Annotated in this window: 23 protein-coding genes; 12 read left to right on the top strand and 11 right to left on the bottom strand. The window is 62.2% G+C overall.

What is annotated here, in order from left to right; translation table 11 throughout:
- Positions 1 to 55 precede the first annotated feature (55 nt).
- From K7H22_RS10680 to recN, 7 genes are all read left to right on the top strand, one after another.
- Entirely contained in the window at positions 56 to 967 is a 912-nt protein-coding gene (locus K7H22_RS10680; RefSeq protein ID WP_230800801.1) for a D-alanine--D-alanine ligase, read from the top strand.
- On the top strand, positions 955 to 1,830 hold the full coding sequence (locus K7H22_RS10675) for a cell division protein FtsQ/DivIB (protein ID WP_230800800.1): 876 nt from the start codon (positions 955 to 957) through the stop codon (positions 1,828 to 1,830). Before K7H22_RS10680 ends, K7H22_RS10675 begins: the two co-directional genes overlap by 13 nt.
- The gene (ftsA, locus tag K7H22_RS10670) at positions 1,827 to 3,161 is read left to right on the top strand and encodes a cell division protein FtsA (RefSeq protein ID WP_230800799.1); all 1,335 of its coding nucleotides are present in this window, start codon (positions 1,827 to 1,829) and stop codon (positions 3,159 to 3,161) included. The genes K7H22_RS10675 and ftsA overlap by 4 nt, the downstream gene beginning before the upstream one ends.
- Before the next feature lie 174 nt (positions 3,162 to 3,335).
- Positions 3,336 to 5,027 carry a cell division protein FtsZ gene (gene ftsZ, locus K7H22_RS10665; protein ID WP_230800798.1) on the top strand — a complete coding sequence of 564 codons (1,692 nt, stop codon included), beginning with the start codon at positions 3,336 to 3,338 and terminating at the stop codon, positions 5,025 to 5,027.
- Positions 5,028 to 5,254: 227 nt separating this feature from the next.
- Entirely contained in the window at positions 5,255 to 6,175 is a 921-nt protein-coding gene (lpxC, locus tag K7H22_RS10660; protein WP_230800797.1) for a UDP-3-O-acyl-N-acetylglucosamine deacetylase, read from the top strand.
- A 141-nt stretch (positions 6,176 to 6,316) separates the two neighbouring features.
- Positions 6,317 to 7,165, top strand: a complete 849-nt coding sequence (locus K7H22_RS10655) for an outer membrane protein assembly factor BamD (protein ID WP_230800796.1) — start codon at positions 6,317 to 6,319, stop codon at positions 7,163 to 7,165.
- 56 nt (positions 7,166 to 7,221) lie between these two features.
- Positions 7,222 to 8,877: a DNA repair protein RecN gene (gene recN / locus K7H22_RS10650; protein ID WP_230800795.1), complete on the top strand. Its 1,656-nt coding sequence runs from the start codon at positions 7,222 to 7,224 to the stop codon at positions 8,875 to 8,877.
- A 67-nt stretch (positions 8,878 to 8,944) separates the two neighbouring features.
- Here recN and K7H22_RS10645 read toward each other — a convergent pair whose 3' ends face one another.
- Positions 8,945 to 10,318: an FAD-binding oxidoreductase gene (locus K7H22_RS10645; RefSeq protein WP_230800794.1), complete on the bottom strand. Its 1,374-nt coding sequence runs from the start codon at positions 10,316 to 10,318 to the stop codon at positions 8,945 to 8,947.
- 182 nt (positions 10,319 to 10,500) lie between these two features.
- Here K7H22_RS10645 and K7H22_RS10640 point away from each other — a divergent pair, with 182 nt between their 5' ends.
- Entirely contained in the window at positions 10,501 to 12,141 is a 1,641-nt protein-coding gene (locus K7H22_RS10640) for a chloride channel protein (protein ID WP_230800909.1), read from the top strand.
- 65 nt (positions 12,142 to 12,206) lie between these two features.
- Here the strand turns inward: K7H22_RS10640 and K7H22_RS10635 are convergent, their stop codons facing one another.
- The 4 genes from K7H22_RS10635 to cobS form a co-directional block, all read right to left on the bottom strand.
- Complete coding sequence (locus tag K7H22_RS10635; RefSeq protein ID WP_230800793.1) at positions 12,207 to 12,551, bottom strand: DUF427 domain-containing protein; 345 nt, start codon at positions 12,549 to 12,551, stop codon at positions 12,207 to 12,209.
- A gap of 51 nt (positions 12,552 to 12,602) precedes the next feature.
- Positions 12,603 to 14,405, bottom strand: a complete 1,803-nt coding sequence (locus K7H22_RS10630) for an aminopeptidase P family protein (RefSeq protein ID WP_230800792.1) — start codon at positions 14,403 to 14,405, stop codon at positions 12,603 to 12,605.
- A 1-nt stretch (position 14,406) separates the two neighbouring features.
- Positions 14,407 to 16,281, bottom strand: coding sequence for a cobaltochelatase subunit CobT (gene cobT / locus K7H22_RS10625; protein ID WP_230800791.1), 1,875 nt, complete (start codon positions 16,279 to 16,281; stop codon positions 14,407 to 14,409).
- Between the two features lie 91 nt (positions 16,282 to 16,372).
- A complete protein-coding gene (gene cobS, locus K7H22_RS10620; RefSeq protein ID WP_230800790.1) occupies positions 16,373 to 17,359 on the bottom strand; it encodes a cobaltochelatase subunit CobS in 987 nt (328 codons plus the stop codon).
- Between the two features lie 321 nt (positions 17,360 to 17,680).
- On the opposite strand from cobS, the gene msrB reads away from it, so the two are divergent.
- The gene (msrB, locus tag K7H22_RS10615) at positions 17,681 to 18,157 is read left to right on the top strand and encodes a peptide-methionine (R)-S-oxide reductase MsrB (protein ID WP_230800789.1); all 477 of its coding nucleotides are present in this window, start codon (positions 17,681 to 17,683) and stop codon (positions 18,155 to 18,157) included.
- 130 nt (positions 18,158 to 18,287) lie between these two features.
- Positions 18,288 to 18,734, top strand: coding sequence for a MarR family winged helix-turn-helix transcriptional regulator (locus K7H22_RS10610; protein WP_230800788.1), 447 nt, complete (start codon positions 18,288 to 18,290; stop codon positions 18,732 to 18,734).
- A gap of 18 nt (positions 18,735 to 18,752) precedes the next feature.
- Here K7H22_RS10610 and K7H22_RS10605 read toward each other — a convergent pair whose 3' ends face one another.
- Complete coding sequence (locus K7H22_RS10605; protein ID WP_230800787.1) at positions 18,753 to 19,379, bottom strand: J domain-containing protein; 627 nt, start codon at positions 19,377 to 19,379, stop codon at positions 18,753 to 18,755.
- Positions 19,380 to 19,454: 75 nt separating this feature from the next.
- Here K7H22_RS10605 and K7H22_RS10600 point away from each other — a divergent pair, with 75 nt between their 5' ends.
- Positions 19,455 to 19,712, top strand: a complete 258-nt coding sequence (locus K7H22_RS10600) for a BolA family protein (protein ID WP_230800786.1) — start codon at positions 19,455 to 19,457, stop codon at positions 19,710 to 19,712.
- Between the two features lie 58 nt (positions 19,713 to 19,770).
- On the opposite strand, the gene K7H22_RS10595 is transcribed toward K7H22_RS10600, so the two are convergent.
- The 3 genes from K7H22_RS10595 to gatB all read right to left on the bottom strand — a co-directional run bounded on the left by K7H22_RS10595 (position 19,771) and on the right by gatB (position 22,342).
- Positions 19,771 to 20,196 (bottom strand): DUF4177 domain-containing protein, encoded by a 426-nt coding sequence (locus K7H22_RS10595; protein ID WP_230800785.1) that lies wholly within the window; start codon positions 20,194 to 20,196, stop codon positions 19,771 to 19,773.
- A gap of 120 nt (positions 20,197 to 20,316) precedes the next feature.
- A complete protein-coding gene (locus tag K7H22_RS10590; RefSeq protein ID WP_230800784.1) occupies positions 20,317 to 20,796 on the bottom strand; it encodes a thioesterase family protein in 480 nt (159 codons plus the stop codon).
- 34 nt (positions 20,797 to 20,830) lie between these two features.
- Positions 20,831 to 22,342 carry an Asp-tRNA(Asn)/Glu-tRNA(Gln) amidotransferase subunit GatB gene (gene gatB, locus K7H22_RS10585; RefSeq protein WP_230800783.1) on the bottom strand — a complete coding sequence of 504 codons (1,512 nt, stop codon included), beginning with the start codon at positions 22,340 to 22,342 and terminating at the stop codon, positions 20,831 to 20,833.
- Between the two features lie 220 nt (positions 22,343 to 22,562).
- On the opposite strand from gatB, the gene K7H22_RS10580 reads away from it, so the two are divergent.
- The gene (locus tag K7H22_RS10580) at positions 22,563 to 23,282 is read left to right on the top strand and encodes a lytic transglycosylase (protein WP_230800782.1); all 720 of its coding nucleotides are present in this window, start codon (positions 22,563 to 22,565) and stop codon (positions 23,280 to 23,282) included.
- Here K7H22_RS10580 and K7H22_RS10575 read toward each other — a convergent pair.
- Entirely contained in the window at positions 23,261 to 23,740 is a 480-nt protein-coding gene (locus K7H22_RS10575) for a hypothetical protein (RefSeq protein WP_230800781.1), read from the bottom strand. The two genes, K7H22_RS10580 and K7H22_RS10575, sit on opposite strands and share 22 nt — an antisense overlap.
- Before the next feature lie 62 nt (positions 23,741 to 23,802).
- Positions 23,803 to 26,355 carry an aminopeptidase N gene (gene pepN, locus K7H22_RS10570; protein ID WP_230800780.1) on the bottom strand — a complete coding sequence of 851 codons (2,553 nt, stop codon included), beginning with the start codon at positions 26,353 to 26,355 and terminating at the stop codon, positions 23,803 to 23,805.
- Positions 26,356 to 26,434: the final 79 nt, after the last annotated feature.

Below are 26,434 nucleotides of genomic sequence, written 5' to 3'. Positions count from 1 at the left end.
GCATTAGCAAAAAACGGGGTCATCAAAGACCCGGGAACTGAGGCAAGAATTGGGTATGTCGGGCAGGACAACCCCCAAGGTTGCAGTATTGATGGGCGGCTCCTCGGCTGAGCGTGAGGTGTCGCTGTCATCCGGGCGCGAATGCGTCGCAGCATTGCGGGACGAAGGTTACGAGGTTGTCGCGTTGGACGCGGGGCCTGACCTGCCCGCACGCCTTGTCGAGATTGCCCCCGATGTCGTCTTCAATGCCCTGCATGGACGCTGGGGCGAGGATGGCTGTGTGCAGGGCCTGCTGGAATGGCTGCGCCTGCCCTATACGCATTCGGGCGTGCTGGCCTCGGCGCTGGCGATGGACAAGCAGCGCACCAAGGATATCTACCGCGCCGAAGGCCTGCCTGTGGTGCCCAGCGTGCTGGCCGCCCAATCCGACATTGCTGCAACCCATGTGATGCCACCGCCCTATGTGGTCAAACCCTTCGATGAAGGATCATCCGTCGGTGTGGTGATCGTGCGCGAGGGGATGAATGCTCCGCGCCTGCCCGAGGGTCTGCCGGACGTGCTGATGGTCGAGGCCTATGCCCCCGGGCGCGAGTTGACCGTGACGGTCATGGGCGAGCAAGCGCTTGGCGTGACCGAGATCATCACCGATGGCTGGTATGACTATGATGCCAAATACAAGCCCGGCGGCTCGCGCCATGTGTGCCCCGCCGAACTGCCTGCCCAAATTGCCGAGGCCTGTCTGGATTATGCCTTGCGCGCGCATCGCGCCTTGGGCTGCCGTGGTGTGACACGCACCGATCTGCGTTGGGATGATGCGCGCGGGCTGGATGGTCTGGTGCTGCTGGAAACTAACACCCAACCGGGCATGACACCCACATCGCTGTCGCCCGAACATGCCGGATTGATCGGCATGAGTTTTGGCCAGTTCTGCGCCTGGATGGTCGAGGATGCCTCATGCAGCAGGTGAACGCGCGTCTTGATCCCGCCCCCTCGCGCTGGTCCTACCGGATGCAGCGGCTTATGCTGACGCCGCTTTATCGCAATCTGTTGCGGATCGGGCTGCCCTTTGCCATCAGCTTTGGCGCGGTCACTGCCTATATGGCCGACGATACGCGGCGCGAGGCGGTGATCACTGCAGTGGTCGATCTGCGTGACCAGTTCCAGACGCGGCCTGAATTCATGGTCAACCTGATGGCGATCGACGGGGCCAGCACATCGGTCGCCGAGGACATCCGCGAGATCGTGCAACTGGATTTTCCGCTGAGCAGTTTCGATCTGGACCTTGCCGCCATTCTGACAACGGTGCGCGAATTGCCTGCCGTGGCCGATGCCGAGGTGCGCGTGCGCTCGGGCGGGGTGTTGCAGGTCGATGTAACCGAGCGGATTCCGGCGGTTCTGTGGCGCACCGGCGACGGGCTTGAGGTATTGGACGCCGACGGCCAGATCACCGGACCTGCCAGTTCGCGCGAGGAATTTGCCACGCTGCCACTTATCGCGGGCCATGGCGCTGACGGCCATGTGACCGAAGCGCTGGATCTGGTGCGCGCGGCAGGGCCGTTGGGCGCGCGGATGCGCGGGCTCGTGCGGATGGGCGAGCGGCGCTGGGATGTGGTTCTGGATCGTGATCAGCGCATCCTGTTGCCTGAAGAGGCTCCGGTGCAGGCGCTGGAGCGGGTGATCGCATTGGATCAGGTGCATGAAATGTTGGAGCGGGATGTTTCCGTCGTCGATATGCGGCTAGCCGCACGCCCGACGATCCGCATGAACCCTGCCGCTGTCGAGCAGTGGCAGGAATACCAAAAAACGAACGCGGGGATAGCAGAACGATGATCGAGCTTTATGACAGCCAGCGCGCCATGCGGAATATGCGCCGCGCCGCCATGCAACGCGGCGTTGTGGCCATTCTCGATGTGGGCAGTTCCAAGATCGCCTGTCTGGTCTTGCGCTTTGACGGCACGGATCGGGGGGTGGAACCAGACGGTGTGGGGCCGATGGCAGGACAGGCGGGTTTTCGCGTGATCGGGGCTGCCACAACCCGTTCGCGGGGGGTGCGCTTTGGCGAGATTCACGCCATGCAAGAGACCGAGCGCGCCATCCGCACCGCCGTGCAGGCCGCACAGAAAATGGCGAATATCCGCGTCGATCACGTGATTGCCTGTTTTTCGGGCGCCGATCCGCGCAGCTATGGTCTGGCGGGCGCGATTGATCTGGAAGGCCATGTTGTCACCGAACAGGACGTGAGCCGCGTGCTGAGCGCGTGCGATGTGCCCGATTATGGCGACGGGCGCGAGGTGCTGCACGCGCAACCCGTGAACTTCGCGCTGGATCACCGCACGGGTCTGGGCGATCCGCGCGGGCAGATGGGGATGCGCCTTGCCACGGATATGCATATGCTGACCGTCGATGCGGCCGCGATCCAGAACCTTGCCCATTGCGTCAAGCGTTGCGATCTGGAACTGGCAGGCGTTGCCTCGTCTTCCTATGTGTCGGGCATTTCCGCACTGGTCGAGGACGAGCAGGAGCTTGGCGCGGCTTGTATCGACATGGGCGGCGGGGCGACCGGCATTTCGATCTTCATGAAAAAGCACATGATCTTTGCCGATACGGTCAAGATGGGTGGCGACCACGTGACCGGCGATATCTCGATGGGGCTGGGTGTGCCTGCCGCGACAGCCGAACGGATCAAGACCTTCTATGGTGGTGTTGTGGCGACCGGTATGGATGACCGCGAAATGATCGAGATCGGCGGCGATACCGGCGATTGGGAACATGACCGCCGCCGCGTCAGCCGTGCCGAACTGATCGGGATCATGCGTCCGCGCGTCGAGGAGATCCTTGAAGAAGTGCGTGCGCGTCTGGATGCGGCGGGCTTCGACCATTTGCCCAGCCAGCAGATCGTTCTGACAGGCGGCGGCAGCCAGATCCCCGGGCTTGACGGGTTGGCCAGCCGCATATTGGGCCATCAGGTGCGTCTTGGGCGGCCTTTGCGGGTGCATGGTCTGCCACAATCCGTCACCGGCCCCGGCTTTGCCAGCGCGGTCGGGTTGTGCCTGTTTGCGGCCCATCCGCAGGATGAATGGTGGGACTTCGAGATTCCGGTCGACCGCTATCCTGCACGGTCGTTGAAGCGGGCGGTAAAATGGTTCAAGGACAACTGGTAAACGCTATATATGGCGTCATCGGCAAAATCCCGCGTGACAGCGGCTTGGAATTGCCATATTTTGTGGTGAATTCGCGTTTTTTTGGTGACGATCCCCGCTGTACGCGTTAAGCTTTGAATTGAATTGGCAGAAAAAACGCTCGTGAATGCGGGCCGAACCTCAGGCGGACAGATCATGACATTGAACCTTTCGATGCCCGGACAGGAAGAATTGAAGCCCCGTATCACTGTTTTCGGTGTGGGTGGCGCAGGCGGTAACGCGGTCAATAACATGATCGAGAAAAAGCTGACGGGCGTGGAATTCGTGGTGGCCAACACCGATGCGCAGGCGTTGCAGCAAAGCAATGCGCCCAGCCGCATCCAGTTGGGTGTCAAGGTAACCGAAGGTCTAGGGGCCGGGGCGCGCGCCGCTGTCGGGGCCGCCGCTGCCGAGGAATCGATTGAACAGATCGTCGACCATCTGGCCGGTGCGCATATGTGCTTCATCACCGCCGGCATGGGCGGTGGCACCGGAACGGGCGCTGCCCCGATCATCGCGCAGGCTGCGCGCGAACTGGGTGTGCTGACCGTTGGCGTCGTGACCAAGCCTTTCCAGTTCGAGGGTGCCAAGCGGATGCGTCAGGCCGAGGAAGGCGTCGAGGCGCTGCAAAAGATGGTCGATACCCTGATCATCATTCCGAACCAGAACCTGTTCCGTCTGGCCAATGAAAAGACGACCTTTACCGAAGCCTTCTCGATGGCTGACGATGTACTCTATCAAGGCGTCAAGGGTGTAACTGATCTGATGGTCCGTCCGGGCCTGATCAACCTTGATTTCGCCGATGTCCGCGCCGTCATGGACGAGATGGGCAAGGCAATGATGGGCACAGGCGAGGCGCAGGGCGAAGACCGGGCGATTCAGGCCGCCGAAAAGGCGATCGCGAACCCGCTGCTGGATGAAATCAGCCTGCGCGGTGCCAAAGGTGTTCTGATCAACATCACCGGCGGTCACGATCTGACCCTGTTCGAACTGGACGAGGCCGCAAACCGCATCCGCGAAGAAGTGGACGCCGATGCGAATATCATTGTTGGCTCGACGCTAGATACTGAAATGGAAGGCATGATGCGCGTCAGCGTTGTTGCCACTGGTATTGATGCGATCGAAGTGAACACAGAGATCCCGCGCCCGCGTCGCGGAATGGCGCAGCCGCTGACACAGACAGTTTCGGCTGAAGCACCGGCACCCGCTGCCGAAGCGCGTCCGGCACCGGCACCGGCACCCGAACCCGTTACCCAGCCAGCCGCAACGCAAGCGTCACCTGCGCCGGTCGCGGCACGTGCCGCAGCCCCGCGTGCACCGGAGCCGACATTCTTCGAAGATCTGGACGTCGAGCGGACAGCCGCTTCCGAGCAGATGGACGATATCTTTGCCGAGGACGTGCAGCAGGATGACGATCTGCCGCCACCCGCCTACCAGCCGCGTGTCGCGCAGTTCCAGCCGCAGCAGGACCGCTTCGAGGACGAGGCAGAGAACTTTGTCGCCCCGCGCGCTCCCGCGCCCGGTACACCTTCGCCCGAGGCGTTGGCCCGTTTGCAACATGCCGTGAACAAGGCCGCACCGCAGACTCAGCGTCCGGTGGCCCAGCCGCAGCAGGAACCCGAGCAGCGCGCTCGTTTCGGAATAAACTCGCTGATCAACCGCATGACCGGTCACGCGACTGAAGCACAAGACCGTCCGGCCGCGCAGCCTGCCCGCCAACAACCGCCGGTGCGCGCGCAAGCGCCGCAGGGCTATGCACAGCAGGCGCGCACAAACCCGGCAGAAGCACAGGACCCAGATCAGGAGCGGATCGAAATCCCCGCATTTCTGCGTCGCCAGGCTAACTGATTTGCCTGAAAAAGGGGCATTCGTGTCACAAAAAGAAGGACCGCCTCGGGGCGGTCTTTTCTTTTGTTTCAGTGTCTTGGTGGCGTTTGCGCCGCAGTGCGGCAACTATCCGCTTAGACGCTTCGGGGATGTTTCAGACCGTTACAAAGATTGAATTGTTACCAAAGCGTCATATCCCTATTTTCAGGTCTGAGCGGGGGACACCGCAAAATAACCAGAGGCCGACCGTGCAGCATACCTTGAAATCTCCAGTTCGCTTCAGCGGTGTTGGCCTGCATTCGGGTCAACCTGTGCAGATGGTCATCCATCCTGCCGCTGTTGAACATGGTATATGGTTTCGCCGCAGTGACGTGGTCTTCGGGGATGCGATGATTCCTGCCCGCTGGGATGCCGTGCACCAGTCGCCGCTTTGCACTTTGCTGGAAAATGGCGCGGGCGTGACGGTTTCGACCGTCGAGCATGTAATGGCGGCCTTGTCGGGCTGCGGCGTGCATAACGCGCTGATCGAGGTTGACGGACCCGAAGTGCCGATTCTCGATGGCAGTTCGGCGGCGTTCGTGCGCGCGATCATGGCGCGCGGCCTGCGGCGGCAGGATGCGCCGATCCGTGCTATCAAGGTTCTGGAACCTATCGAGGTGCGTCGCGGGGATGCATGGGCGCGTCTGGACTCGTCCGACAGTCTGGTGATTGATTTCCGTATCCAGTTCGACGATGCCGCGATTGGCGCGCAATCCAAGGCGCTGACCATGTCGAACGGAACATTCGTGCGCGAGCTTTGTGACAGCCGCACCTTCTGCCGTCAGGCCGATGTGGACGCGATGCGCGCCAATGGACTTGCCTTGGGCGGGACGCTGGAAAATGCTGTTGTGGTCGATGGCGACCGTATCCTCAGCCCCGGTGGTTTGCGCCACCATGACGAGGCTGTGCGCCACAAGATGCTGGATGCCCTTGGCGATCTGGCGCTTGCAGGTGCGCCTGTGCTGGGGGCCTATACCGGCCACCGCGCAGGTCATGCGCTGACGAATGACCTGTTGCGCGCCTTGTTTGCCAAGCCATCGGCCTATCGTATGGTTGTATGTGACGCCCCAACGACATCCCGTTTGCCGGGTGTGGGCGTGCATATGGATGAAATTCCCGCCGTGGCATAGGCTTCAAGCTGTCGTGACCGGACAGCATCTGCCCCAGTATTTGCGCCAAAGGCGTTTTGCACCGGAATTTTCTGTGCTAGGACCGTTGGTAACGGCAGGGTCAAGCCCTGCGGAATTGACCAAACAAGGGTGAGAGCAAGCATGACAGGCGGGTCCCGGACAAAGGTGATCGGTGGCATTCTACTGGCTGTTCTGCTGGCAGGTTGCGACAGCGTGACGGAACGCGCAGGCCGCGGTTCGATTCCTCTGGACGGCTTTACTGCCGAGCAGATCTACGAACGAGGCGAGTTCGAGATGGACCGGAACCAGTCCGAGGATGCAGCCTTCTATTTCTCTGAGATCGAGCGGCTTTACCCCTATTCCGAATGGGCCAAGCGCGGATTGATCATGCAGGCCTTCGCCTATCACCGCGCTGGCGACTTTGAAAACAGCCGTGCCGCGGCGCAACGCTTTATCGACTTCTATCCGGCGGATGATGATGCCGCCTATGCGCAGTATCTGCTGGCGCTGTCCTATTACGACCAGATCGACGATGTGGGCCGCGATCAGGGCCTGACCTTTCAGGCGCTGCAAGCCCTGCGGACCGTGATCGAGGTTTATCCCGACAGCGAATATGCCAGCTCTGCCGTGCTGAAATTCGATCTGGCCTTCGACCATCTGGCCAGCAAGGAAATGGAGATCGGGCGCTACTACCTGCGTGGCAACCATTATGCCGCAGCGGTCAACCGTTTCCGAGTCGTGGTGCAGGATTTCCAGACCACCAGCCACACGGCCGAGGCTCTGCACCGTCTGGTCGAGGCCTACCTTTCGCTGGGTCTGACGCAGGAAGCCCAGACAGCGGGTGCCATTCTGGGGCATAACTTCCGCTCGACCACATGGTATGAGGACAGTTTCAAACTGCTGACAGGTCGTGGTCTGGAGCTTGAGGCGGCGGGCGACAGCTGGCTGGCGCAAATCTATCGTCAGACAATCCGCGGACAATGGTTGTGAGCCACACCCTGATGCGGGTGACGGTTTGGATTGGTTGATGCGGGGGCGGACAGGGAATGCTGCGCGCGCTTGAAATTCGCGACATGCTGATCATCGACCGTCTGGAACTGGCGTTCCAGCCCGGCCTGAACGTGCTGACCGGTGAAACCGGTGCTGGCAAGTCGATCCTGCTGGACAGTCTGGGCTTCGTTCTGGGCTGGCGGGGACGCGCCGAACTGGTGCGCCAAGGTGCTGATCAGGGCGAGGTTGTCGCTGTGTTCGATCTGCCGGACGGGCACCCCGCCCATGCCGTGCTGGACGAGGCGGGCCTGCCCAGCGGGCCGGAACTGATCCTGCGCCGGATCAACACCCGTGACGGGCGCAAGACATCATGGGTCAATGACCGCCGCTGTTCCGGCGAGGTGCTGCGCGCGCTGTCCGACAGGCTGGTGGAACTGCATGGCCAGCACGATGATCGCGGATTGCTGGACCCCAAGGGCCACCGCGCCTTGCTGGATGAATTCGGCGCATTGGGGGATTTGCTGGACACGGTGCGCGCCGCGTGGCGCAGCCGCAGCAAACTGGCGCGCCGCCTGTCCGAAGCCGAGACTGCACTTCAGGCAGTGCGTGCCGAAGAAGAATTCCTGCGCCATGCCGTGGCCGAACTGGACGGGCTTGATCCGCAACCGGGCGAGGAGGCGGAACTCGACTCCCGCCGCCGCCTGATGCAAGGGGCCGAACGCACGCGCGAGGATATGGCCCGCGCCTATGCCGCCCTTGGCTTGCAGGGGGCCGAAGGCTCGATGGGGGATGCGCTGCGGTGGCTGGACGGTGTGGCCGATCAGGTTGACGGGATGCTGGATGCCCCGCTGGAGGCGCTGGGGCGCGCGATGAACGAGCTTGCCGATGCGGTGCAGGGGCTGGAGCGCGTGCAGGAGGCGATGAGCTTCAACCCGCAAGAGCTGGAAGAAACCGAAGAACGCCTGTTCGCGATCCGCGCGCTGGCACGCAAACACAGCGTGCTGCCCGATGATCTGGGCGCCTTTGCTGCTGGGCTGCGCGACCGCCTGTCAGCTCTTGACCGCGGTGATGCTGACCTCCGCGCGCTTGGCGCGGACCTGGCGCAGGCCGAGGCCGCCTATGATCAGGCGGCATCTGCACTGTCCGAGGCGCGAATCGCGGCCGCGGGGCGACTTGACCGCGCCGTGACAGCCGAACTTGCCCCGCTAAAGATGGAACGCGCCGTGTTCCGTACCGAGATCGACAGGGCCGAGCCGGCCGCCGAGGGGCGCGATGCCGTGACATTCAGTGTCGCCACCAATCCCGGCGCGCCCGCAGGCCCCTTGGCGCGGATCGCATCGGGGGGCGAACTCAGCCGCTTCCTGTTGGCGTTGAAGGTCTGCCTGAGTGACAGCGCAGCAGGAATCACCATGATCTTCGACGAGATCGACCGCGGCGTGGGCGGGGCCACCGCCGACGCGGTGGGCCGTAGGCTGGCCGCTTTGGCCGCAGGCGGACAGGTGCTGGTCGTGACTCACTCGCCCCAAGTGGCAGCCCTTGGCGCGCATCATTGGCGTGTCGAGAAACAGGTGCGTGCTGATATGACCACCTCGACCGTGGTGCCACTGGACGCGGCGGCCCGCATCGACGAGATTGCCCGCATGGTGGCAGGCGACACGATCACCGAAGAGGCGCGGGGCGCTGCGCGTGCGTTGCTGGCGGGTATGGCCTGATCCAGCCCGCGCGGTGGATGACGCGCGAGCGGAGTTGGATATTTAAGGCAAGAAGAAGCAGGCCGGATCAACCTTGTCGCAACAGCTTGCCGGGGTTCATGATATTGGCCGGATCTAGCGCCATTTTCAGCGTCTGCATCACATCCCAAGCCTCGCCATGTTCAGCCTGCATATAAGCCAGTTTGCCCAGCCCGATCCCGTGTTCGCCGGTGGCGGTGCCGCCCATATCCAGCGCGCGGGTGACCATCCGGTGTGACAGGGCCGCCGCACTGGCGACCTCGGCAGGGTTCTGGTCGTCATAGAGCAGGATCGCGTGGAAATTTCCGTCCCCGACATGGCCGAGGATCGGCCCCGCAATACCAGAGGCGGCGATATCGGCCTGTGTTTCTGTCACAGCCTCGGCCAGTCGCGAGATCGGCACGCAGATATCGGTAACCAGCGCCACCGATCCGGGGCGCGAGGCCTTGATCGCGTAATAGGCATTGTGCCGCATCGACCAGAGTGCGCTGCGATCCTCGGGGCGTGTGGCCCAATCGAAACCGGTGCCGCCATGATCGGCTACGATCTGTCCGAAGGTTTCCGCCTGTTCGCGCACGCCGGTTTCCGATCCGTGGAATTCCACCATCAGATGCGGGGTCAGCGGGATCGTGCTGCCGGACCATGCGTTGACAGCGGCGACGCTGGCCGCGTCGATGAATTCGATGCGCGCCATTGGCAGACCCATCTGGATCGTGTCGATCACGGCGGCCACGGCCTGGGACATGCTGTCAAAGCCGCAGATCGCCGCCGCTGTCGCCTCGGGCTGGCCCTGCAAGCGCAGAGTCAATTCGGTGATCAGGCCCAATGTGCCTTCGGAGCCGACGAAAAGCCCTGTCAGGTCATAGCCTGCGGACGTCTTGCGGGCACGTGTGCCCGTGCGGATCACGCGGCCATCGGCCAGCACGACCTCCAGCGCCAGCACATTGTCGCGCATCGTGCCATAGCGCACCGCCGTGGTGCCGCTGGCGCGGGTCGAGGCCATCCCCCCGATCGAGGCATTGGCGCCGGGATCAACGGGAAAAAACAGCCCCGTGGCGCGCAGTTCGGCATTCAGTGCCTCGCGCGTGACACCCGGTTGCACGCTCACATCCATATCGGCATGGTTGATCTGCAAAACGCGGTTCATCAGCCGGAAATCCACGCAGACCCCGCCTTGCGGTGACTGTGCTTGCCCCTCAAGGGATGTGCCCGCACCATAGCCGATCACGGGGATACCATGCGCCGAACAGATACGTAGAATCGCCGCCACCTCGGCGGTCGATTTGGGATAGACCACCGCATCGGGGGGCATGGCGGGAAAATGGGTCTCGGATCGGCCATGCTGCTCCAGTTCGGACTTGGAGCGGGTGGCGCGTTGTCCTAACAAGGAGTTCAGAGCGTCAAAAGCAGTCTGTCGTGTCATCCGGGTCTCCGAAACGTGCGGTTGAAAAGACCCTAGGCCATGCAAGCAGGACGGGGAAGGGGCTAGACTATGGTCAATCCGAAAGGCCGGCCTGTGCGGCGGCGTCGCAGGTCGCACGGCATGCGGTCGTTGTGATGTTTCAATCCCTGCCCGCTGATCTTCTGAAATTGCGCGATAGCGCCATGGTGGTCCTTGCCGATATGTGGCGAGTGCTGCGCCAGCGCGGTCCCAGCCAGTTCCAGTTCTGGCTTATCGCGCTGGTGATCGGGATTGCTGCGGGTTTTGCAGCGCTGTTTTTCCGCAAGGGGATCGAGACCTTACAGGCCTTTCTATATGGCACGGATGATGTGGCGATGCTGCATAGCTTTGCCTCGACCATGCCGTGGTACTGGGTGCTGTCGCTGCCAATTGCGGGCGGACTGGTCGTGGGGATCATCCTGCACCGTTTCACAGCCGATGCGCGCGTGCGTTCGGTCGCTGATGTGATCCAGGGGGCGGCAATGCAGGACGGGCGGGTCGAGCATCGCGCGGGGCTTGCCTCGGCTGCGGCGTCCTTGATCACGCTGTCCACTGGCGGCTCAAGCGGGCGCGAAGGGCCGGTTGTCCACATTGCAGCAGTGATATCCAGTTGGGTCAGCGAACGCATCCGTGCCGATGGAATCACGGGTCGCGATCTGTTGGGCTGTGCTGTGGCGGCGGCGGTCTCGGCCAGTTTCAACGCGCCGATCGCGGGGGCGATCTTTGCGCTGGAAGTGGTGCTGCGCCATTTCGCGGTCCATTCCTTTGCACCTATCGCCATCGCGGCGGTAGCGGGGACGGTGATCAACCGTATCGAATATGGCGGAGTGACCGAGTTCGTTCTGCCCGGTGTCAGCACATTGGAATTTTATGGCGAATTGCCTGCCTTTCTGATCCTTGGCCTGCTTTGCGGCCTTGTGGCGACCGTGCTGATGCGTGCGATCTTTGTGGCCGAGGATCTGGGAAACAGGATACAGTCTGCTACTGGCCTGCCGCGCTGGCTGCGTCCGGCTGTGTCGGGCGCGATGTTGGGGGGGCTGGCAATCTGGTTTCCCCATATCATCGGCGTCGGCTACGAGACCACCTCCGCCGCCCTGACCGGCCAGTTGCTGCTGCAAGAGGCCGTGGTGTTCTGCATCCTCAAGGTGGTGGCTGTGGCCATCACCATGGGCGGGCGCATGGGGGGCGGGGTATTCTCGCCCTCGCTGATGGTGGGCGCGCTGACGGGGCTGGCCTTCGGCATGATCGCCACGGCGCTGTTTCCAGATGTGTCAGGGGCCTCCACCATCTATGCTCTGGCGGGAATGGGTGCGGTGGCGGCGGCTGTGCTGGGCGCGCCGATTTCCACGACGCTGATCGTGTTCGAGATGACCGGCGACTGGCAGATCGGGATTGCCGTGATGGTTGCGGTGTCGTTGTCCACCGCACTGGCCTCGCGCCTTGTGGACCGCTCGTTCTTTCTGACTCAACTGGAACAGCGCGGCGTGCATCTGGCGGCGGGGCCGCAGGCCTATCTTTTGTCGATGTTCCGCGTGGGGGCCGTGATGCGTAAAGTCGGCGATCCCGGCATGGCGGACGAGGCGCGGTGTCACGAGATGATCGAGGACGGTATCTATGTCGAGATTACCGCTACGCTGGAAGCAGCCTTACCCCTGTTCGACCGCGCGGGCGTGCCCTTTGTGCCAGTGATCACCCCTGCAGATGCCGATGGCACCCCGCAACTATGGGGTGCGCTGTTCCATGTCGATGCTTTGAAGACCTATACAAGCGCATTGGCCGCAACCGCTGCCGAGGAACATAGCTGAGGCCGGTTTCTTCTTACCTCGAATATCCAAGCGGCAGCGCGCGTGACGTGCATCCGGCGAGCGGGTCAGACCTGTTCCACCGCAACAGTGTCCGAGGCGTAGAAAGCTATATGGCCCTTGATCCGCTCCATCGCCGGTTTGGGGTCTTCATAGGACCACGCGGCATTGGCCAATGTTGTGCTTTTCGTCACGATCGAGAAATAGCTCGCCACGCCCTTGTGCGGACAGGTGGTTTTCTGGTCGGTGCTGTCCAGAAAGGCCATCGCGACATCCTTGCGCGGGAAATAGATCACGAAGGGCATGGACCCTTCTGTCAGTTCCAGCGCATCGCTGGATTCGCCTAGAACGGCGCCGCCTGCGCGGACCACCCAAGTGCCTTCGGCTTTGTGGATCTTGATATGATCGGCCATTGTCGTCCCTCGTTTTCTGTTGTCTTGCCCGCCTGATGTAACACGACCCTGTCACAGCGGGGCAGTCGCCTGTGTCAACCATAGCCGTGCCGCGTCGGATATCCGAGGGGCGATTTTTTCCAGACAGGCCGCGTGGTAACCGTTCAGCCAAGCGCGCTCGGTGCTGCCCAACATGGCGGGCAGGATCAGGCGGCGGTCGATCGGTACCCATGTCAACGTATCGAAGGTGTACATGGCGCGGTCATCGGCCCCGGCAAGGGCAGGGGCCTCGCGGACCACGATCAGGTTCTCGATACGGATGCCGAATGCGCCCTCGCGGTAATAACCCGGTTCGTTGGACAGGATCATGCCGGGTTGCAGCGGCACGTCCGAAACACGGCTGATCCGCTGCGGGCCTTCATGGACGCACAGATAGACGCCGACGCCGTGGCCGGTGCCGTGGTTGAAATCAAGCCCCGCCGCCCAAAGCGGCGCGCGGGCGATAGCGTCGATATCGCGCCCCGCCAGCCCCTTGGGAAAGCGCAGTTGGGAAACCCCGATCATACCCTGCAACACACGGGTAAAGCAGGCTTTCTCATCCTCGCCGACATCGCCCACAGGCAAAGTGCGGGTGATATCGGTGGTGCCATCCAGATACTGGCCGCCGCTGTCGACCACGATCAGATGGCCCTGTTCCAGCCGCGCATTGCTGCTGCGTGACACGCGGTAATGCATGATCGCGCCATTGGGGCCGGTGCCCGCGATGGTCTCGAAGCTGATATCGCGCAGGGCGTTGCTGGCGCGGCGGAAGCCTTCCAGCGCGGTGGCGACGTCGATCTCGGTCAGGCTGCCTGCGGGTTGTGCGTCGAACCATGTCAGGAACTCGACCATCGCGGCGGCATCGCGCAGATGCGCCTCGGTCGTAGCGGCGATCTCGGCGCTGGTTTTGGTGGCTTTGGGCATGATGCAGGGGTCTTGGCCCCATACACAGGCAACACCCGCCTCGGCCAGTTCCTGGCTGACCCAGAGCGGGGCCGTCGCGCGGTCGACGCGCACGGGGCCTGTCAGGCTGCGCAGGCCGGGGCCGAAAGCCTCGACAGGGCGCAGGGTGACCTCGTCGCCCAGATGGGCGCGCAAGGCGTCATCGCATTTGGCGGGATCGGTATAGAGCGTCAGTTTGCCTGTATCATGCAGGATGGCGAAACCATGCGGCACCGGGTTACGCGGGATATCAGTGCCGCGGATGTTCAGCAGCCATGCGATGGAATCGGCCAGCGTGATCACTGCGGCTGTCTGTCCCGCATTCCGCAAGCCCACCGCAAGGCGGGTACGCTTGGCGTGATGCGCCTCGCCCGCCAGATCCTCGGGGTAGGGGGTGATCAAGCCTGCAGGCGGTGCAGGCTGGTCGGGCCAGATCCGGTCGACCGCATTCGAGACAGCGCGCAGGGTGATGGCGGTGCCTGCCAGCGCCTCCTCGATCTTGGCGATCTCCTCGGCCGTGTGCAACCACGGATCGAAGCCCACGATCCCGCCATTGGGCAATTGCCCGCGCAGCCATTCGGCCAGCGACAGATCAGGCCAAGGCACCGGCGTGAAATGGTCAAGGTCCACCTGTCCCTTGACCTGCGTGCGGTAGCGCCCGTCGATGAAGACACCCGCGATATGCGGCAGCACGCAGGCGAAACCGGCCGATCCTGTAAAGCCCGTCAGCCATGACAGTCGCGTATCGCGGGGCGCGACATATTCGCCCTGATGCGCATCAGCACGCGGAACCACAAAGCCGGTCAGCCCGTCGCGCGCAAGATCCTCGCGCAGTGCCGCCAGCCGTGGCGGACCCTGCTCGGGGCGGGCGCTTTCGTCAAAACTCTGGAACATCCTACATCGCCCTCTTCATGCCGATCATACGGGCACGCGCGCGCGGGTCGCGGTCGAACAGGCCTGCCAGTTGTTCGGTCATGGCTCCGGCCAACTGGTCGACATCAGTGATCGTGACCGCGTGCTGGTAATAGCGCGTCACGTCATGGCCGATGCCGATGGCGATCAGTTCCACCGCGCGGCGCCGCTCGACCATGGCGATGACGTCGCGCAGGTGTTTTTCCAGATAGTTCGCGGGGTTCACCGACAGGGTGGAATCGTCCACCGGCGCGCCGTCCGAGATCACCATCATAATCTTGCGCGCCTCTGGCCGCGCCATCATGCGGCGATGCGCCCATTCCAGCGCCTCGCCGTCGATGTTTTCCTTCAGCAGGCCCTCTTTCATCATCAGTCCCAGATTGGGCCGTGTTCGCCGCCATGGGGCATCTGCGGATTTATAGACGATGTGGCGCAGATCGTTCAGGCGGCCGGGCTGCTGCGGGCGACCTTCGGCCAGCCATTTTTCGCGGCTCTGGCCACCTTTCCAGGCGCGGGTGGTAAAGCCGAGAATCTCGACCTTGACCGAACAACGTTCCAGCGTGCGCGCCAGAACATCGGCACAGATCGCGGCGATACTGATGGGGCGGCCCCGCATCGAGCCGGAGTTGTCCAATAGAAGTGTCACCACAGTGTCGCGGAATTCGGTGTCTTTCTCGACCTTGAAGGACAAAGGCGTGGTGGGATTCGCGACCACGCGCGCCAGACGGCCTGCATCCAGAATACCCTCTTCCATATCAAACAACCACGAACGGTTCTGCTGCGCCTGCAGGCGGCGTTGCAGCTTGTTGGCCAGCCGCCCCACGGCCCCCTTCAAGGGCTCCAATTGCTGGTCCAGATAGGCGCGCAGACGTTCCAGTTCGACCGGATCAGCCAGTTCCTCGGCCAGAATTTCCTCGTCGAAATCGGTGTTGTAGACCGCGTAGTTCGGGTCGGCATCAGAGATAGGCTGCGGGGCAGGCGGCTCCAGCGGGGCCTCGCCGTCGGGCAGTTCGGTATCCTCGCCCATCTCCTGATCGGCCATCTCGTCCATGCTGACCTGCGCCTGGCTTGCGTCCTGGCTGTCCTCTTGGGATTGCTCGGGGCTGGCTTCGGCCTCTTCCTGCTGCTGGTCGTCCTGACCGCTGCTATCGGGGTCTTCCTGCTGATCGGCGCTATCGTCGGCGTTGTCGTCATCCTCGTCGGACTGGTCGGGATCATCGCCCAACTGGTCGCCGTAACCCAGATCCTCGATCACCTTGCGCGCGAATTTGGCAAAAGCCCCCTGATCGGCCAACGTGTCCTGCAAACCTTCCAGCGTGCCGCCCGCCTGATCCTCGATAAAGCCGCGCCACAACTCCATCACGTTCTGCGCACCGGTCGGCAGATCGCGGCCTGTGGCCAGATGGCGGATCATGTAACCCGCAGCGGTGGCCAGCGGCGCATCCGAGGCTTGCGTGATCTGGTCATAGCCCGCGCGCGCGGCCTCATGCGCGATCTTGGCGTCGATATTGCCAGCCGTGCCCGGCATGTCGCGCGCGCCCATCGCCTCGCAACGGGCGGTTTCCATCGCCTCGTAAAGCTCGCGGGCCATCTGGCCCGGAGGGGCGTAGCGCGCATGTAGGGCATCATTGTGGTAGCGGCGGTGCAACGCCAGCGCGTCGGCGGTGCCGCGCGCCAGCATTACCTCGTCGCGGGACATGCGTCGGCTGACCTGCGGCAAGCGCATCGCGTCACCGGACAGCCCCGAAGGATCGACCGAATAGCTGACCGTCAGATCGGGGTCATGGGCCATGACCTTGGTGGCCTCGGCCAGCGCCTTTTTGAACGGATCGGCGGGGTTGTCGGTCGGTTTGCTCATCTCACCTCTCCGGTCGCGGTCAAGGGCTTAGCCGCCCCTGTCGGGGCATCTGCGCGCGCGGACGACCCGATAGGGGCGGAAAAGCAACGGATCACTTCATCGCCATGCTGGCCGCCGATTCCGGCAATTCCTCGTCGAACAGGCGCTGGTAGAACTCGGCGACGGTCTGGCGTTCCAACTCGTCGCATTTGTTCAGGAAGGACAGGCGGAACGCATAACCTACATTGCGGAAAATCTCGGCGTTCTGTGCCCATGCGATCACGGTGCGTGGGCTCATCACGGTGGACAGATCGCCGTTCATGAAGGCGGTACGCGTCAGGTCGGCCACGGTCACCATTTGCTTGATCGTCTTGCGGCCCTTTTCGGTGTTGTAATGCGGATTCTTGGCCAGCACGATATTGGTCTCGGCCTCGATGCTGAGATAGTTCAGCGTCGCGACAAGGCTCCAACGGTCCATCTGACCCTGGTTGATCTGTTGCGTGCCGTGATACAGGCCGGTCGTATCGCCCAGACCCACGGTGTTCGCGGTCGCAAACAGGCGGAAATACTTGTGGGGCGTGATCACCTCGTTCTGGTCCAGCAGTGTCAGCTTGCCGTCCACTTCCAGCACGCGCTGGATCACGAACATCACATCGGCGCGGCCCGCGTCATATTCGTCGAACACGATCGCGGTCGGGTTGCGCAAGGCCCAAGGCAGGATGCCCTCGTGGAATTCGGTCACCTGCACGCCGTCTTTCAGCTTGATCGCATCCTTGCCGATCAGGTCGATCCGGCTGATGTGGCTGTCAAGGTTGACGCGCACGCAGGGCCAGTTCAGGCGGCTCGAGACCTGTTCGATATGCGTCGATTTGCCCGTGCCATGATAGCCCTGGATCATCACGCGGCGGTTATGGCTGAAACCCGCGAGAATCGCCAAGGTCGTGTCGGGATCGAATTTATAAGTGCTGTCATGCTCGGGCACGCGTTCGGTACGCTCGGGAAAACCTTTGACAACCATATCGGTGTCGATCCCGAAAACCTCACGGACCGAGATATCCTCGGTGGGTTTCGCGTTGATGTCGATCATGCCATCGGCCATGGAGCTGTCCTTCCCGTATAGGGCCTCCGGCCCTCATGCATCTGCGTGGTATCTCTGTCAGGTTTGGTGCAACATAATACGCCCAAGGGCAAGGGGGCGCGCCGTTTTCCCTTGCGGCGATGCGCCGTGATTTCCCGATCTGCCTTGCGGGATGAAACTTTCGGCGGGTGAAACTTTTTCAGGCCGTATCGCGTGACTTCTTCAGGTTCCTTTACGTCGGGAGCCTGTTCATGTGCCTCCCCGGTCACATGAACGTGCACCGCCTGCGCTTGCGGAACTGCAGGCGGTGCACGCAAATGGAATGGATCAGGAGGATCGGATATGAACCGACGCAGTTTTTCTATATTGTCCGGTGCGGCGCTGGCCTTCGGGCTATCCGGCACGCACCGCAGCCGCGCACAGGGCGGATCGTTCGCGGTGACGCGCACCGATGCGGAATGGCGCGCCATGTTGACGACGGCGCAATACAACGTGATGCGCGAGGAAGGCACCGAACGGGCCGGATCGTCACCGCTCGACAAGGTCTATGATCCGGGCGTCTACCATTGCCGTGGCTGTGATCTGGCGCTTTACGCATCCGAGGCCAAGTATGACAGCCGCACCGGCTGGCCCAGTTTCTACGCGGCATTGCCCGGCGCGATCGGCACCAAACCCGATCGCAAGCTTTTCGTGACGCGCACGGAATGTCACTGCAGTCGTTGTGGCAGTCATCTGGGACATATCTTCGATGACGGACCTGCGCCGACCGGCAAGCGGCATTGTCTGAACGGGGTGTCGCTGGTCTTCAAACCGGCCTGAAACCCGTCCTGACCGACTTGCGCGGCAGGCTCTTTACCGCCAGATCGCTCGCGAGATTCACAAGTGGAATTGATCGCGGGCGATATTGTCGCTAGCTTAGTCCAAGATGTGGCGGACTGGACAAGTGAACATGGCGAAAAGCCCTGAACCTGATGCGATGCTGTGCTTCAATCTTTATGCGGCCAGTCACGCGTTCACGCGTTATTACAAGCGTCTTCTGGCGCCGCTGGGGCTGACCTATCCGCAATATCTGGTGATGTTGCGGCTGCACCAGTCCGATGGCCAGCATGTCGGCAGTCTGGCGCGGGATCTGTGTCTTGAAACCAATACACTGTCACCGCTGCTCAAACGGATCGAGGCGATGGGCCTCGTCCGGCGGGCGCGCAGCGGCGATGACGAGCGGCGGGTCGATCTGTTTCTGACGGACAAGGGGCGTAAGGTTGCCAATGAATGCTCGGACATTCCCTATCAGATCATGCAGGAACTGGATCTCGATCTAGAGACTGCCCTGAAGCATTCCGAAAGCCTGTTGGGATTGCGCCAAACTCTGTCGCTCCGCGACAAGAGCGATCACTAGACCAAGGGGCAAGCCCACTTATTTGAAATTGCGGCTGTCCTTGATCTGGTCCCAAGCCCAGACAACCTCTTGCAACTGGTCTTCCTGACTGCGGTCCCCGCCGTTCATATCGGGATGCAGCACCTTGATCAGCGCCTTGTAGGATTTGCGGACCTCGGCCTTGGTCCAGTGGTCCTTGGCTTCCAGAATCTCGATCGCACGACGCTCGGTCGGTGGCAGCTTGCGCGTGCCGCCGGTGATCGACTTGCCCGGATTACGCGTAGCGTTGCTGCCCAGCACCTGATGCGCGTCTTCGATCCCCAGCCGTGCCCATGCGCGGGCTTCGGGATCGCCCAGCGGTTTGGTGGCGCGTTCCCAGACCTTGTCTTTGGACATTTGCGCGTTGATTTCGGCCTCCGTGGTGCCGTCAAAAAAATTCCATTTCAGGTTATACTCGCGCACATGCTCTTTGCAGAACCACAGATAGTCGTCCAGCACATCGGGTGCCTTGGGCGCGCGGAACTTTCCAGCCTCCTGACAGCCCTCGTGATCGCAAATCCGGCTTGAGGTCTCAACAGCGCCGGACATGCCACGGCGACCGCGGGGGTTCTTCTTCTTGGCTGACGATACGGACATGTCGAATCCGAAGGGATCTGGCTTGGACATAGGTTCACCTTTTCGACTCGGAGCACAGAGTTTAGACTGTTTGCCTGAGGATTGAAGGGGGCAGCAGGCAAAATAATGACACGGACAGAAGAGATCACACAGGCACTTGAAACAGCGTTCACACCGCAACATCTTGAAGTTATTGACGAAAGCGAGCAGCATCGCGGGCATTCGGGCTATGCCGAGGGCGGTGAGAGCCATTTTCGCGTTGTTATCAGGTCGCCAAAATTCGAGACAATGACCAGATTGGAGCGGCATCGCGCGATTCATGGTGCTTTGGGGCCCGATCTGATCGGGCGTATCCATGCGCTGGCGCTTGATATTCAGGCCTGATCGCAACACCGGCTAAAAAAACGTGGCCAGACGGAAGAAGGCCAGACCGCAGATTGTGTCAGGTCTCGTCGCGCGGCGTATCCTTGACCAGACTGCCGGTCAGTGCGCGCGGCGAGGGCACGGGCGGCGCATTGCCGGAAGGCTCCGACACAGCGGATAGCGAGGGTCGCAGGAACGGAACTGCCTCTGGCAAGGGGCGCGATGTCTGGGTGCCTGTCTCGATCTCGCGCGGGTTGAAAGCGGCCAGATCGGTATCGCGCTTGCGGCGGAAAACCAGCATGTTGTGATAGACCGTCTTGGTCCCCGTCAGGCCCGCGCGCTCCTCGGATGGCAGGGTTTCGGCACGCAGGAATTCCCAGCCGTCATTGGCCATGGCGTTCATGGCTTCCTGCAATGTCAGGGCAAAGCGGTCGGGGGCTGTCTTGGCGCCCTTGGCCTTTGTCCCTTTCACGGGGGCAGGTATCACGCGGTATTCATAGCTCATGGGATGAGATCCTGACATTTGGGTCGGGTGTGTCTAGCAGGGGCGGCGGTGTCATTCCAGCCTTTGTCGTGGCGCTCGCACAAAGACCGGCGATTATCCGCGTTGCCCTGCGTGCCGCCCTCAGCGCCGCTTGAGAGCTATCGCACGTCCGATCCGTTCGGGGCGTGGCAGAGTATCATGTGCTGTCTGCAGGGCGGCCAGTTTGGCGCGGATATCATCGGGCATGGGCGCGACTTTCGGACCGGACATGTCAATATGCAGCCCCAGCGCCTCGCCGGTGGCGGCCAGCCAGCCATCCTCGTGCCAGAGTTCCTGATAGGTGTGGAACCGCTTTTCGTCATGGGCAATCAGGTGGAAGGTCGAGCGGACCTTGGCCCCCAAATGCAGTTCGCGGACATAGCAGATGTGAAATTCCGCTGTAAATGTCGAATGCCCCCGTGACTTGATATAGTCTGGCCCAAAGCCCATCAACTGATAGGCCTCGTCGGCGCAGCGATCGAACAGCACGTTGTAATAGGCCATGTTCATATGGCCGTTATGGTCGATCCATTGCGGTTCGACCTCCATCACCGAGGATATGAACGGCGCGGGAATGGTCATGGCTGTCTCCTGTCCCCTGAACGGTTTGCGATCCTCATAGGCCGAGCTTTTCCATCACAAGCTGGTTCACCGCTGCCGGATTGGCCTTGCCGCCCGTGGCTTTCATCACCTGCCCCACAAACCAGCCAGCCAGTTTCGGATTCTGCTTGGCCTTTTCGACCTGCGCGGGGTTCTCGGCGATGATCTGGTCTACAGCGGCCTCGATCGCGCCGGTATCGGTGACCTGCTTCATGCCGCGCGTCTCGACGATCTGCGCGGGATCGCCGCCATCGGTATAGACGATCTCGAACAGGTCTTTGGCGATCTTGCCGTTGATATCGCCCGAGGCAATCAGGTCGATAATCCCGCCCAGTTGCGCGGGGCTGACAGGGCTTTGCGCGATATCAAGGCTGTCTTTCTTCAGGCGGCCAAACAGTTCGTTGATAACCCAGTTCGCCGCCATCTTGCCATCGCGCCCCTGCGCCACTGCCTCGAAATAGCCCGCAGCATCCAGTTCGGCGGTCAGCACGCTGGCATCATAATCGGTCAGGCCGAAATCCCCCATGAACCGCGCCTTCTTGGCGTCGGGCAGTTCGGGCAGGCGGGCCTTGATATCATCGACCCAAGCCTGTTCGATCTCGAGCGGCAAAAGGTCCGGATCGGGGAAATAGCGGTAGTCATGCGCCTCTTCCTTGGAGCGCATCGAACGGGTCTCGTTGCGGTCGGGATCATAGAGGCGGGTTTCCTGTACGACCGCGCCGCCGCCTTCGACGATTGCGATCTGGCGCCGCGCCTCGACCTCGATCGCCATCTGGATGAAGCGCATCGAGTTCATGTTCTTGATCTCGCAACGCGTCCCAAGATGGCTGAAATCGCCGGTCGCCTGAAATTTCTCGTATTGGCCGGGCGCGCAGATCGACACGTTTACATCGGCGCGCAAGTTGCCGTTCTGCATATTGCCATCGCAGGTGCCAAGATAGCGCAGGATCTGGCGCAGCTTGGTGACATAGGCCGCTGCCTCTTCGGGGCCGCGGATATCGGGACGGCTGACAATCTCCATCAGTGCCACGCCGGTGCGGTTCAGGTCCACAAACGACATGTTCGGGTCCATGTCGTGGATGGATTTACCCGCATCCTGTTCGATATGGATACGCTCGACCCGCACAAGCCGCGCGATGCCGTTGCCCATCTCGACCAGTATTTCGCCCTCGCCCACGATGGGGTGGTAAAGCTGGCTGATCTGGTAGCCCTGCGGCAGGTCGGGATAGAAATAGTTCTTGCGGTCGAAAGCCGACCACAGGTTGATCTGGGCGTTCAGGCCCAGCCCCGTGCGGACCGCCTGTTCCACGCAGAAATCGTTGATCACGGGCAACATGCCGGGCATGGCTGCATCCACGAAGGAAACATTGGCGTTGGGCTCATTGCCGAATTTGGTGGAGGCACCGGAAAACAGCTTTGCATTCGAGGCGATCTGAGCGTGGACCTCCATCCCGATGACCAGTTCCCAATCTTGCTTGGCTCCGCTGATCACGCGGGGTTTCGGAGTCTCGTAGGTCAGATCAAGCATCGGGCCGGTCCTTTGTCACACTGTGCCAGCGTTCTAGGGCAGGGCTGCGGGCGGAGCAAGAGGGCAGAGGGCGCAGTCTGTGCAAGGCTGTCATGGGCGACGTTGCGTCTGTGGCACTGTGATGAGCAAGGCTACGCCTGTGGCATTGCGATGAGCAAAGGTGCGCCTGTGGCGCAACAACAGGCTTTCGCGACTCGGTTCGTCAAGGCAATCTGCGCCGATGCTGTCGCGCGCCATTCTTGTTTTGCTTTGGATCGCCTTGGTCCCCTCGCTTGCCACGGGGCAGGACGTTGCAATCACGACCGCAACTCTGACCACATCAGGGATGCTGCCCGCAGCCCCCACGCGGCCGCAAGCGCGCAGTGACGTGCTGCCCCGCATGGCATGGGACAGGCAGCGCGGGTCGGCGTTGTGGACAAGGGCGGCGCTGTCGGCCCTGCAGGGCCATGCCGCGGCGCTGCCGCGCTTGGTGCCCGGCGATATCGACACATGGTGCCCTGCCTACCGGCAGGCCGATGTGGACAGACGCCGCGCCTTCTGGGTCGGCTTTGCCTCGGCGCTGGCGCGCTATGAAAGCGGGCACCGTGCGGCGGCTGTCGGGGGTGGCGGGCTTTATCACGGATTGCTTCAGATATTGCCCGCAACGGCGGTAGGCTATGGCTGTCATGCGCGCAGCGGTGCGGCCTTGCAAAGCGGGGCTGCGAACCTGTCCTGTGCGCTCAGGATCATGGCGCGCACAGTGGCGCGCGACGGCGTGATCGCCCAGCAGGCCGGACGCTGGCGCGGTGTCGCCGCAGATTGGGGGCCGATGCGCGACGCGGGCAAACGGGGCGCAATGCAGGGCTGGCTGGCACAGCAAACCTATTGCAAGCCGCTCTCCGCGATACGGCCACAGGCGCGCCCCGCAGATCTGGTTGGTCAGAGCAACGAAAAAGGGTGACGTTCCACCTGAATACCGGCCTGTTGCAAGGCTGTTTCCAGCCTGTCCATGGAGGGCAGGCATTCTTGCGGCAGCCGGATACGGCTGTTGTCGTGCAGGACAAGGCTGACACGGAAGCTCAGATCCAGCCGCCGGTCCAGACGCACGGCCTTGATCCGCACAAGGGGCAGGGTCTGCCTCTGACGCCCGCTATGCCATTCCAGCCCGTTTGCGTCGATCCGCATTCCTGACGGACGGTCCGCGACCAGATCCCAGACAGCGGGCAGCGTGAACAGCGCGATGCCGGCCACGATCCAGACGGACGCGTCCACGGCGACGATCAGTGCTGCCAATGCGGACCAGATCGCCGCTAGAACCCCGGCAGTGCGGCTATTGCGGCCACGCAACCGATAGGCCAGCACAGGCGGGTCTTCTGGCGGGTCTTCGGGCGGGTCCTCAGGCGGCAAGGGGCGGCTCATGCTGCAGGCTGGTCATGGATATTTTTGGCAAGAAGAGGCAGGGGCTTTCCCTTGTGTTGCGGTCAGTCACCCAGAATGAGGCTGACCATTTCGGTCGTATCGCGGCTGAGATGGGGGGCGGCAAGAATACGCTCCAACGCGGCGCGGGCGTGGCGCTGGCGGGCGCTGTCATAGCGTTTCCATGTTTCGAAGGCCGCACACATCCGCGCCGTGGTCTGCGGGTTGAGCGGATCAAGCCGGATCAGCCAGTCGGCCAGCGTTGCATAGCCTTTGCCGGTGGCGTGGTGGAACCCTGCCGCATGGCCCGCCAGCGCCCCGAAAGTGGCGCGGAAACGGTTGGGGTTGCGGATGTTGAAGTCGGGATGTGCTGTCAGAGCGACGGCGCGGCTGGCGGCATCTTCGGGGCGGGCATGGCTGACGGACAGGGCAAACCATTTGTCCATCACCAGCCGGTCACGGCGCCACTGGTCGTGGAAGGCTTGATGTTCCGCCTCGCCCAATTGCCGCGCCATCAGGCAGGACAGAGCCGTCAGTTGCTGGGACATGTTATCTGCGGCTGCATATTGGGCGCGCGCGGTACTGCCACCGTCCAGACGGGTCAGCAAGGACAGCAACAGGGCCTGCAAGTCGCGTTTGCCAGCGGCGGCCGCATCGGGGCTGTAGGGGCCCGGTACAGTCATCGCAGCGTAGAGTTCCGGCAGCAGATCGGCCAGATGCTGTGCCATCGCTTGCCCCAGACGGTCGGTGGCCATGTAGATGGCTTGCGGGTCTGGCGTATGGCCCGCATCATGCAGGCTTTGGGCGATATCGTCCTGACTGGGCGGGCGCACGGCCAGCGCGCGGAAGGCCGGATCAAGGCTGTCATCGCGCAGCACGGCGCGCAGCGCGTCCAGATAGGCAGGGTCGACCGCGCTGCCGCTCAACGTCATCTGCATGAGGGTCTCGCGGCCAAGGGCGCGCCCTGACTCCCATTTGTTGAACGGGTCGGTGTCATGGGCCAGCAGAAAGGCGCGCTCGGCATTGTCGGAGGCACGCTCGAGGATCACGGGCGCGGAAAAGCCACGCAGGATCGAGGGGACTGGTTTCGCAGAGAGGTTCTTGAAGCGGAAATTCTGTGAAACCTCGGTCATTTCCAGGATGGTGGTCGGCACGACCTCGTTCCCGTTGGGGTTCAGCAGCCCCACGGCAATCGGGATCACGCGCGCGTCCTTGTCGGGCTGGCCGGGCGTCGCGGGCGTATGCTGTTGGATATGCAACGTATAGGTGCCGTCTTGCCAGCTGTCTGTGACCGTCAGGCGCGGAGTGCCCGCATCTGTATACCAGCGCTTGAACTGGGTCAGGTCGCGGCCTGTCACATCCTCGAAGACTTTCAACCAGTCCTCGATGGTCACGGCCTGCCCGTCATGGCGAGCGAAATATGCCTTGAGCGCATCGGCATAGGCCGCATCGCCCACCAGAGTCTTGAGCATGCCGACCAGTTCGGCGCCTTTCTCATAGACGGTGGCGGTGTAGAAATTGTTGATCTCGACAAAGCTGGAGGGGCGCACCGGATGGGCCAGCGGTCCGTTATCCTCGCGGAACTGGCGCGCGCGCAGGGCGATCACATCCGCGATCCGCTTGACCGGTGCCGAGCGCATGTCGGATGTGAACTGGCTGTCGCGGTAAACGGTCAGCCCTTCCTTGAGGCATAGCTGGAACCAGTCGCGGCAGGTGACGCGGTTGCCGGTCCAATTGTGGAAATACTCATGCGCGATGATCGCCTCGATGCGTTCATAATTCGCGTCCGTCGAGGTGTCGGGCGAAGCGAGAACGCAGCTTGAGTTGAATATGTTCAAGCCTTTATTCTCCATTGCGCCCATATTGAAATCATCGACGGCGACGATGTTGAAAATATCCAAGTCATATTCGAGCCCGTAGACCTGTTCATCCCACAACATCGCGCGTTTCAGCGCGTCCATGCCAAAGGCGCATTTGCCCTCGTCCCCCGGACGCACCCAGATATTGAGGGTAACATCGCGGCCGGATGCGGTGGTGAATTGATCCGCATGCGCGACCAGATCGCCTGCGACCAAGGCAAAGAGATAGGCAGGCTTGGGCCAAGGGTCGTGCCATTCGTCCCAATCCTCGCCCTGTGCTGTCGGGTTGCCGTTTGACAGTTTGACAGTCTCGGCCCCTTCGATCCGGACGGTGAAGACGGCCATCACATCGGGACGGTCGGGATAATAGGTGATCTTGCGAAAGCCTTCGGCCTCGCATTGGGTGCAATACATCCCGCCCGACTGGTAGAGCCCTTCCAGCGCGGTATTGGCGGCGGGCGCGATCTCGACCTCGGCCTCGAAAATAAAGGGCGCGTCGGGAACGGGGCAGGTCAGGCCCTGGGGCGTGACTTCGGGGGTGATGGCCTGTCCGTCGATACTGGCGGTGATCAGGGTCAACTGCTCGCCATGCAGGAAAAACCGCCGGTCTGTGCTGTCCGGATTGGGCCTGAAACGGATATGGCTGATCACGCGTGTCTTGTGCGGGTCCAGCCGGAAGGTCAGGTGCACCGCGTCGATCAGATAGCCGAAAGGCGTGTAATCGGACAGGTAAACGGGCTGGGGACTGGCGTCTTTCATTTCATTCCTCGGGATGTTGCTGTCAGAAGGGTAGGGCGCGTGGTGCCCCTTCGCAATGGGCGCGCCTGTCGTGCTGGCT

Source organism: Seohaeicola saemankumensis, assembly GCF_021021435.1.
Classification (GTDB): Bacteria; Pseudomonadota; Alphaproteobacteria; order Rhodobacterales; family Rhodobacteraceae; genus Seohaeicola.
The sequence above is the reverse complement of the archived record's forward strand: the minus strand, read 5'-3'. Positions and strand labels throughout refer to the sequence as shown.

What these genes read in the sequence shown, in the direction of transcription:
- K7H22_RS10640 (WP_230800909.1), top strand. Translation starts at nt 10,501, where the DNA reads ATGGTGGTCCTTGCCGATATGTGGCGAGTGCTGCGCCAGCGCGGTCCC.
- msrB (WP_230800789.1), top strand. Translation starts at nt 17,681, where the DNA reads ATGAACCGACGCAGTTTTTCTATATTGTCCGGTGCGGCGCTGGCCTTC.
- ftsA (WP_230800799.1), top strand. Translation starts at nt 1,827, where the DNA reads ATGATCGAGCTTTATGACAGCCAGCGCGCCATGCGGAATATGCGCCGC.
- recN (WP_230800795.1), top strand. Translation starts at nt 7,222, where the DNA reads ATGCTGCGCGCGCTTGAAATTCGCGACATGCTGATCATCGACCGTCTG.
- K7H22_RS10675 (WP_230800800.1), top strand. Translation starts at nt 955, where the DNA reads ATGCAGCAGGTGAACGCGCGTCTTGATCCCGCCCCCTCGCGCTGGTCC.
- pepN (WP_230800780.1), bottom strand. Translation starts at nt 26,355, where the DNA reads ATGAAAGACGCCAGTCCCCAGCCCGTTTACCTGTCCGATTACACGCCT.
- K7H22_RS10645 (WP_230800794.1), bottom strand. Translation starts at nt 10,318, where the DNA reads ATGACACGACAGACTGCTTTTGACGCTCTGAACTCCTTGTTAGGACAA.
- K7H22_RS10605 (WP_230800787.1), bottom strand. Translation starts at nt 19,379, where the DNA reads ATGTCCAAGCCAGATCCCTTCGGATTCGACATGTCCGTATCGTCAGCC.
- K7H22_RS10595 (WP_230800785.1), bottom strand. Translation starts at nt 20,196, where the DNA reads ATGAGCTATGAATACCGCGTGATACCTGCCCCCGTGAAAGGGACAAAG.
- K7H22_RS10655 (WP_230800796.1), top strand. Translation starts at nt 6,317, where the DNA reads ATGACAGGCGGGTCCCGGACAAAGGTGATCGGTGGCATTCTACTGGCT.
- K7H22_RS10575 (WP_230800781.1), bottom strand. Translation starts at nt 23,740, where the DNA reads ATGAGCCGCCCCTTGCCGCCTGAGGACCCGCCCGAAGACCCGCCAGAA.
- K7H22_RS10580 (WP_230800782.1), top strand. Translation starts at nt 22,563, where the DNA reads ATGCTGTCGCGCGCCATTCTTGTTTTGCTTTGGATCGCCTTGGTCCCC.
- K7H22_RS10590 (WP_230800784.1), bottom strand. Translation starts at nt 20,796, where the DNA reads ATGACCATTCCCGCGCCGTTCATATCCTCGGTGATGGAGGTCGAACCG.
- cobT (WP_230800791.1), bottom strand. Translation starts at nt 16,281, where the DNA reads ATGAGCAAACCGACCGACAACCCCGCCGATCCGTTCAAAAAGGCGCTG.
- K7H22_RS10635 (WP_230800793.1), bottom strand. Translation starts at nt 12,551, where the DNA reads ATGGCCGATCATATCAAGATCCACAAAGCCGAAGGCACTTGGGTGGTC.
- ftsZ (WP_230800798.1), top strand. Translation starts at nt 3,336, where the DNA reads ATGACATTGAACCTTTCGATGCCCGGACAGGAAGAATTGAAGCCCCGT.
- gatB (WP_230800783.1), bottom strand. Translation starts at nt 22,342, where the DNA reads ATGCTTGATCTGACCTACGAGACTCCGAAACCCCGCGTGATCAGCGGA.
- K7H22_RS10680 (WP_230800801.1), top strand. Translation starts at nt 56, where the DNA reads ATGTCGGGCAGGACAACCCCCAAGGTTGCAGTATTGATGGGCGGCTCC.
- K7H22_RS10610 (WP_230800788.1), top strand. Translation starts at nt 18,288, where the DNA reads ATGGCGAAAAGCCCTGAACCTGATGCGATGCTGTGCTTCAATCTTTAT.
- K7H22_RS10600 (WP_230800786.1), top strand. Translation starts at nt 19,455, where the DNA reads ATGACACGGACAGAAGAGATCACACAGGCACTTGAAACAGCGTTCACA.
- cobS (WP_230800790.1), bottom strand. Translation starts at nt 17,359, where the DNA reads ATGGCCGATGGCATGATCGACATCAACGCGAAACCCACCGAGGATATC.
- K7H22_RS10630 (WP_230800792.1), bottom strand. Translation starts at nt 14,405, where the DNA reads ATGTTCCAGAGTTTTGACGAAAGCGCCCGCCCCGAGCAGGGTCCGCCA.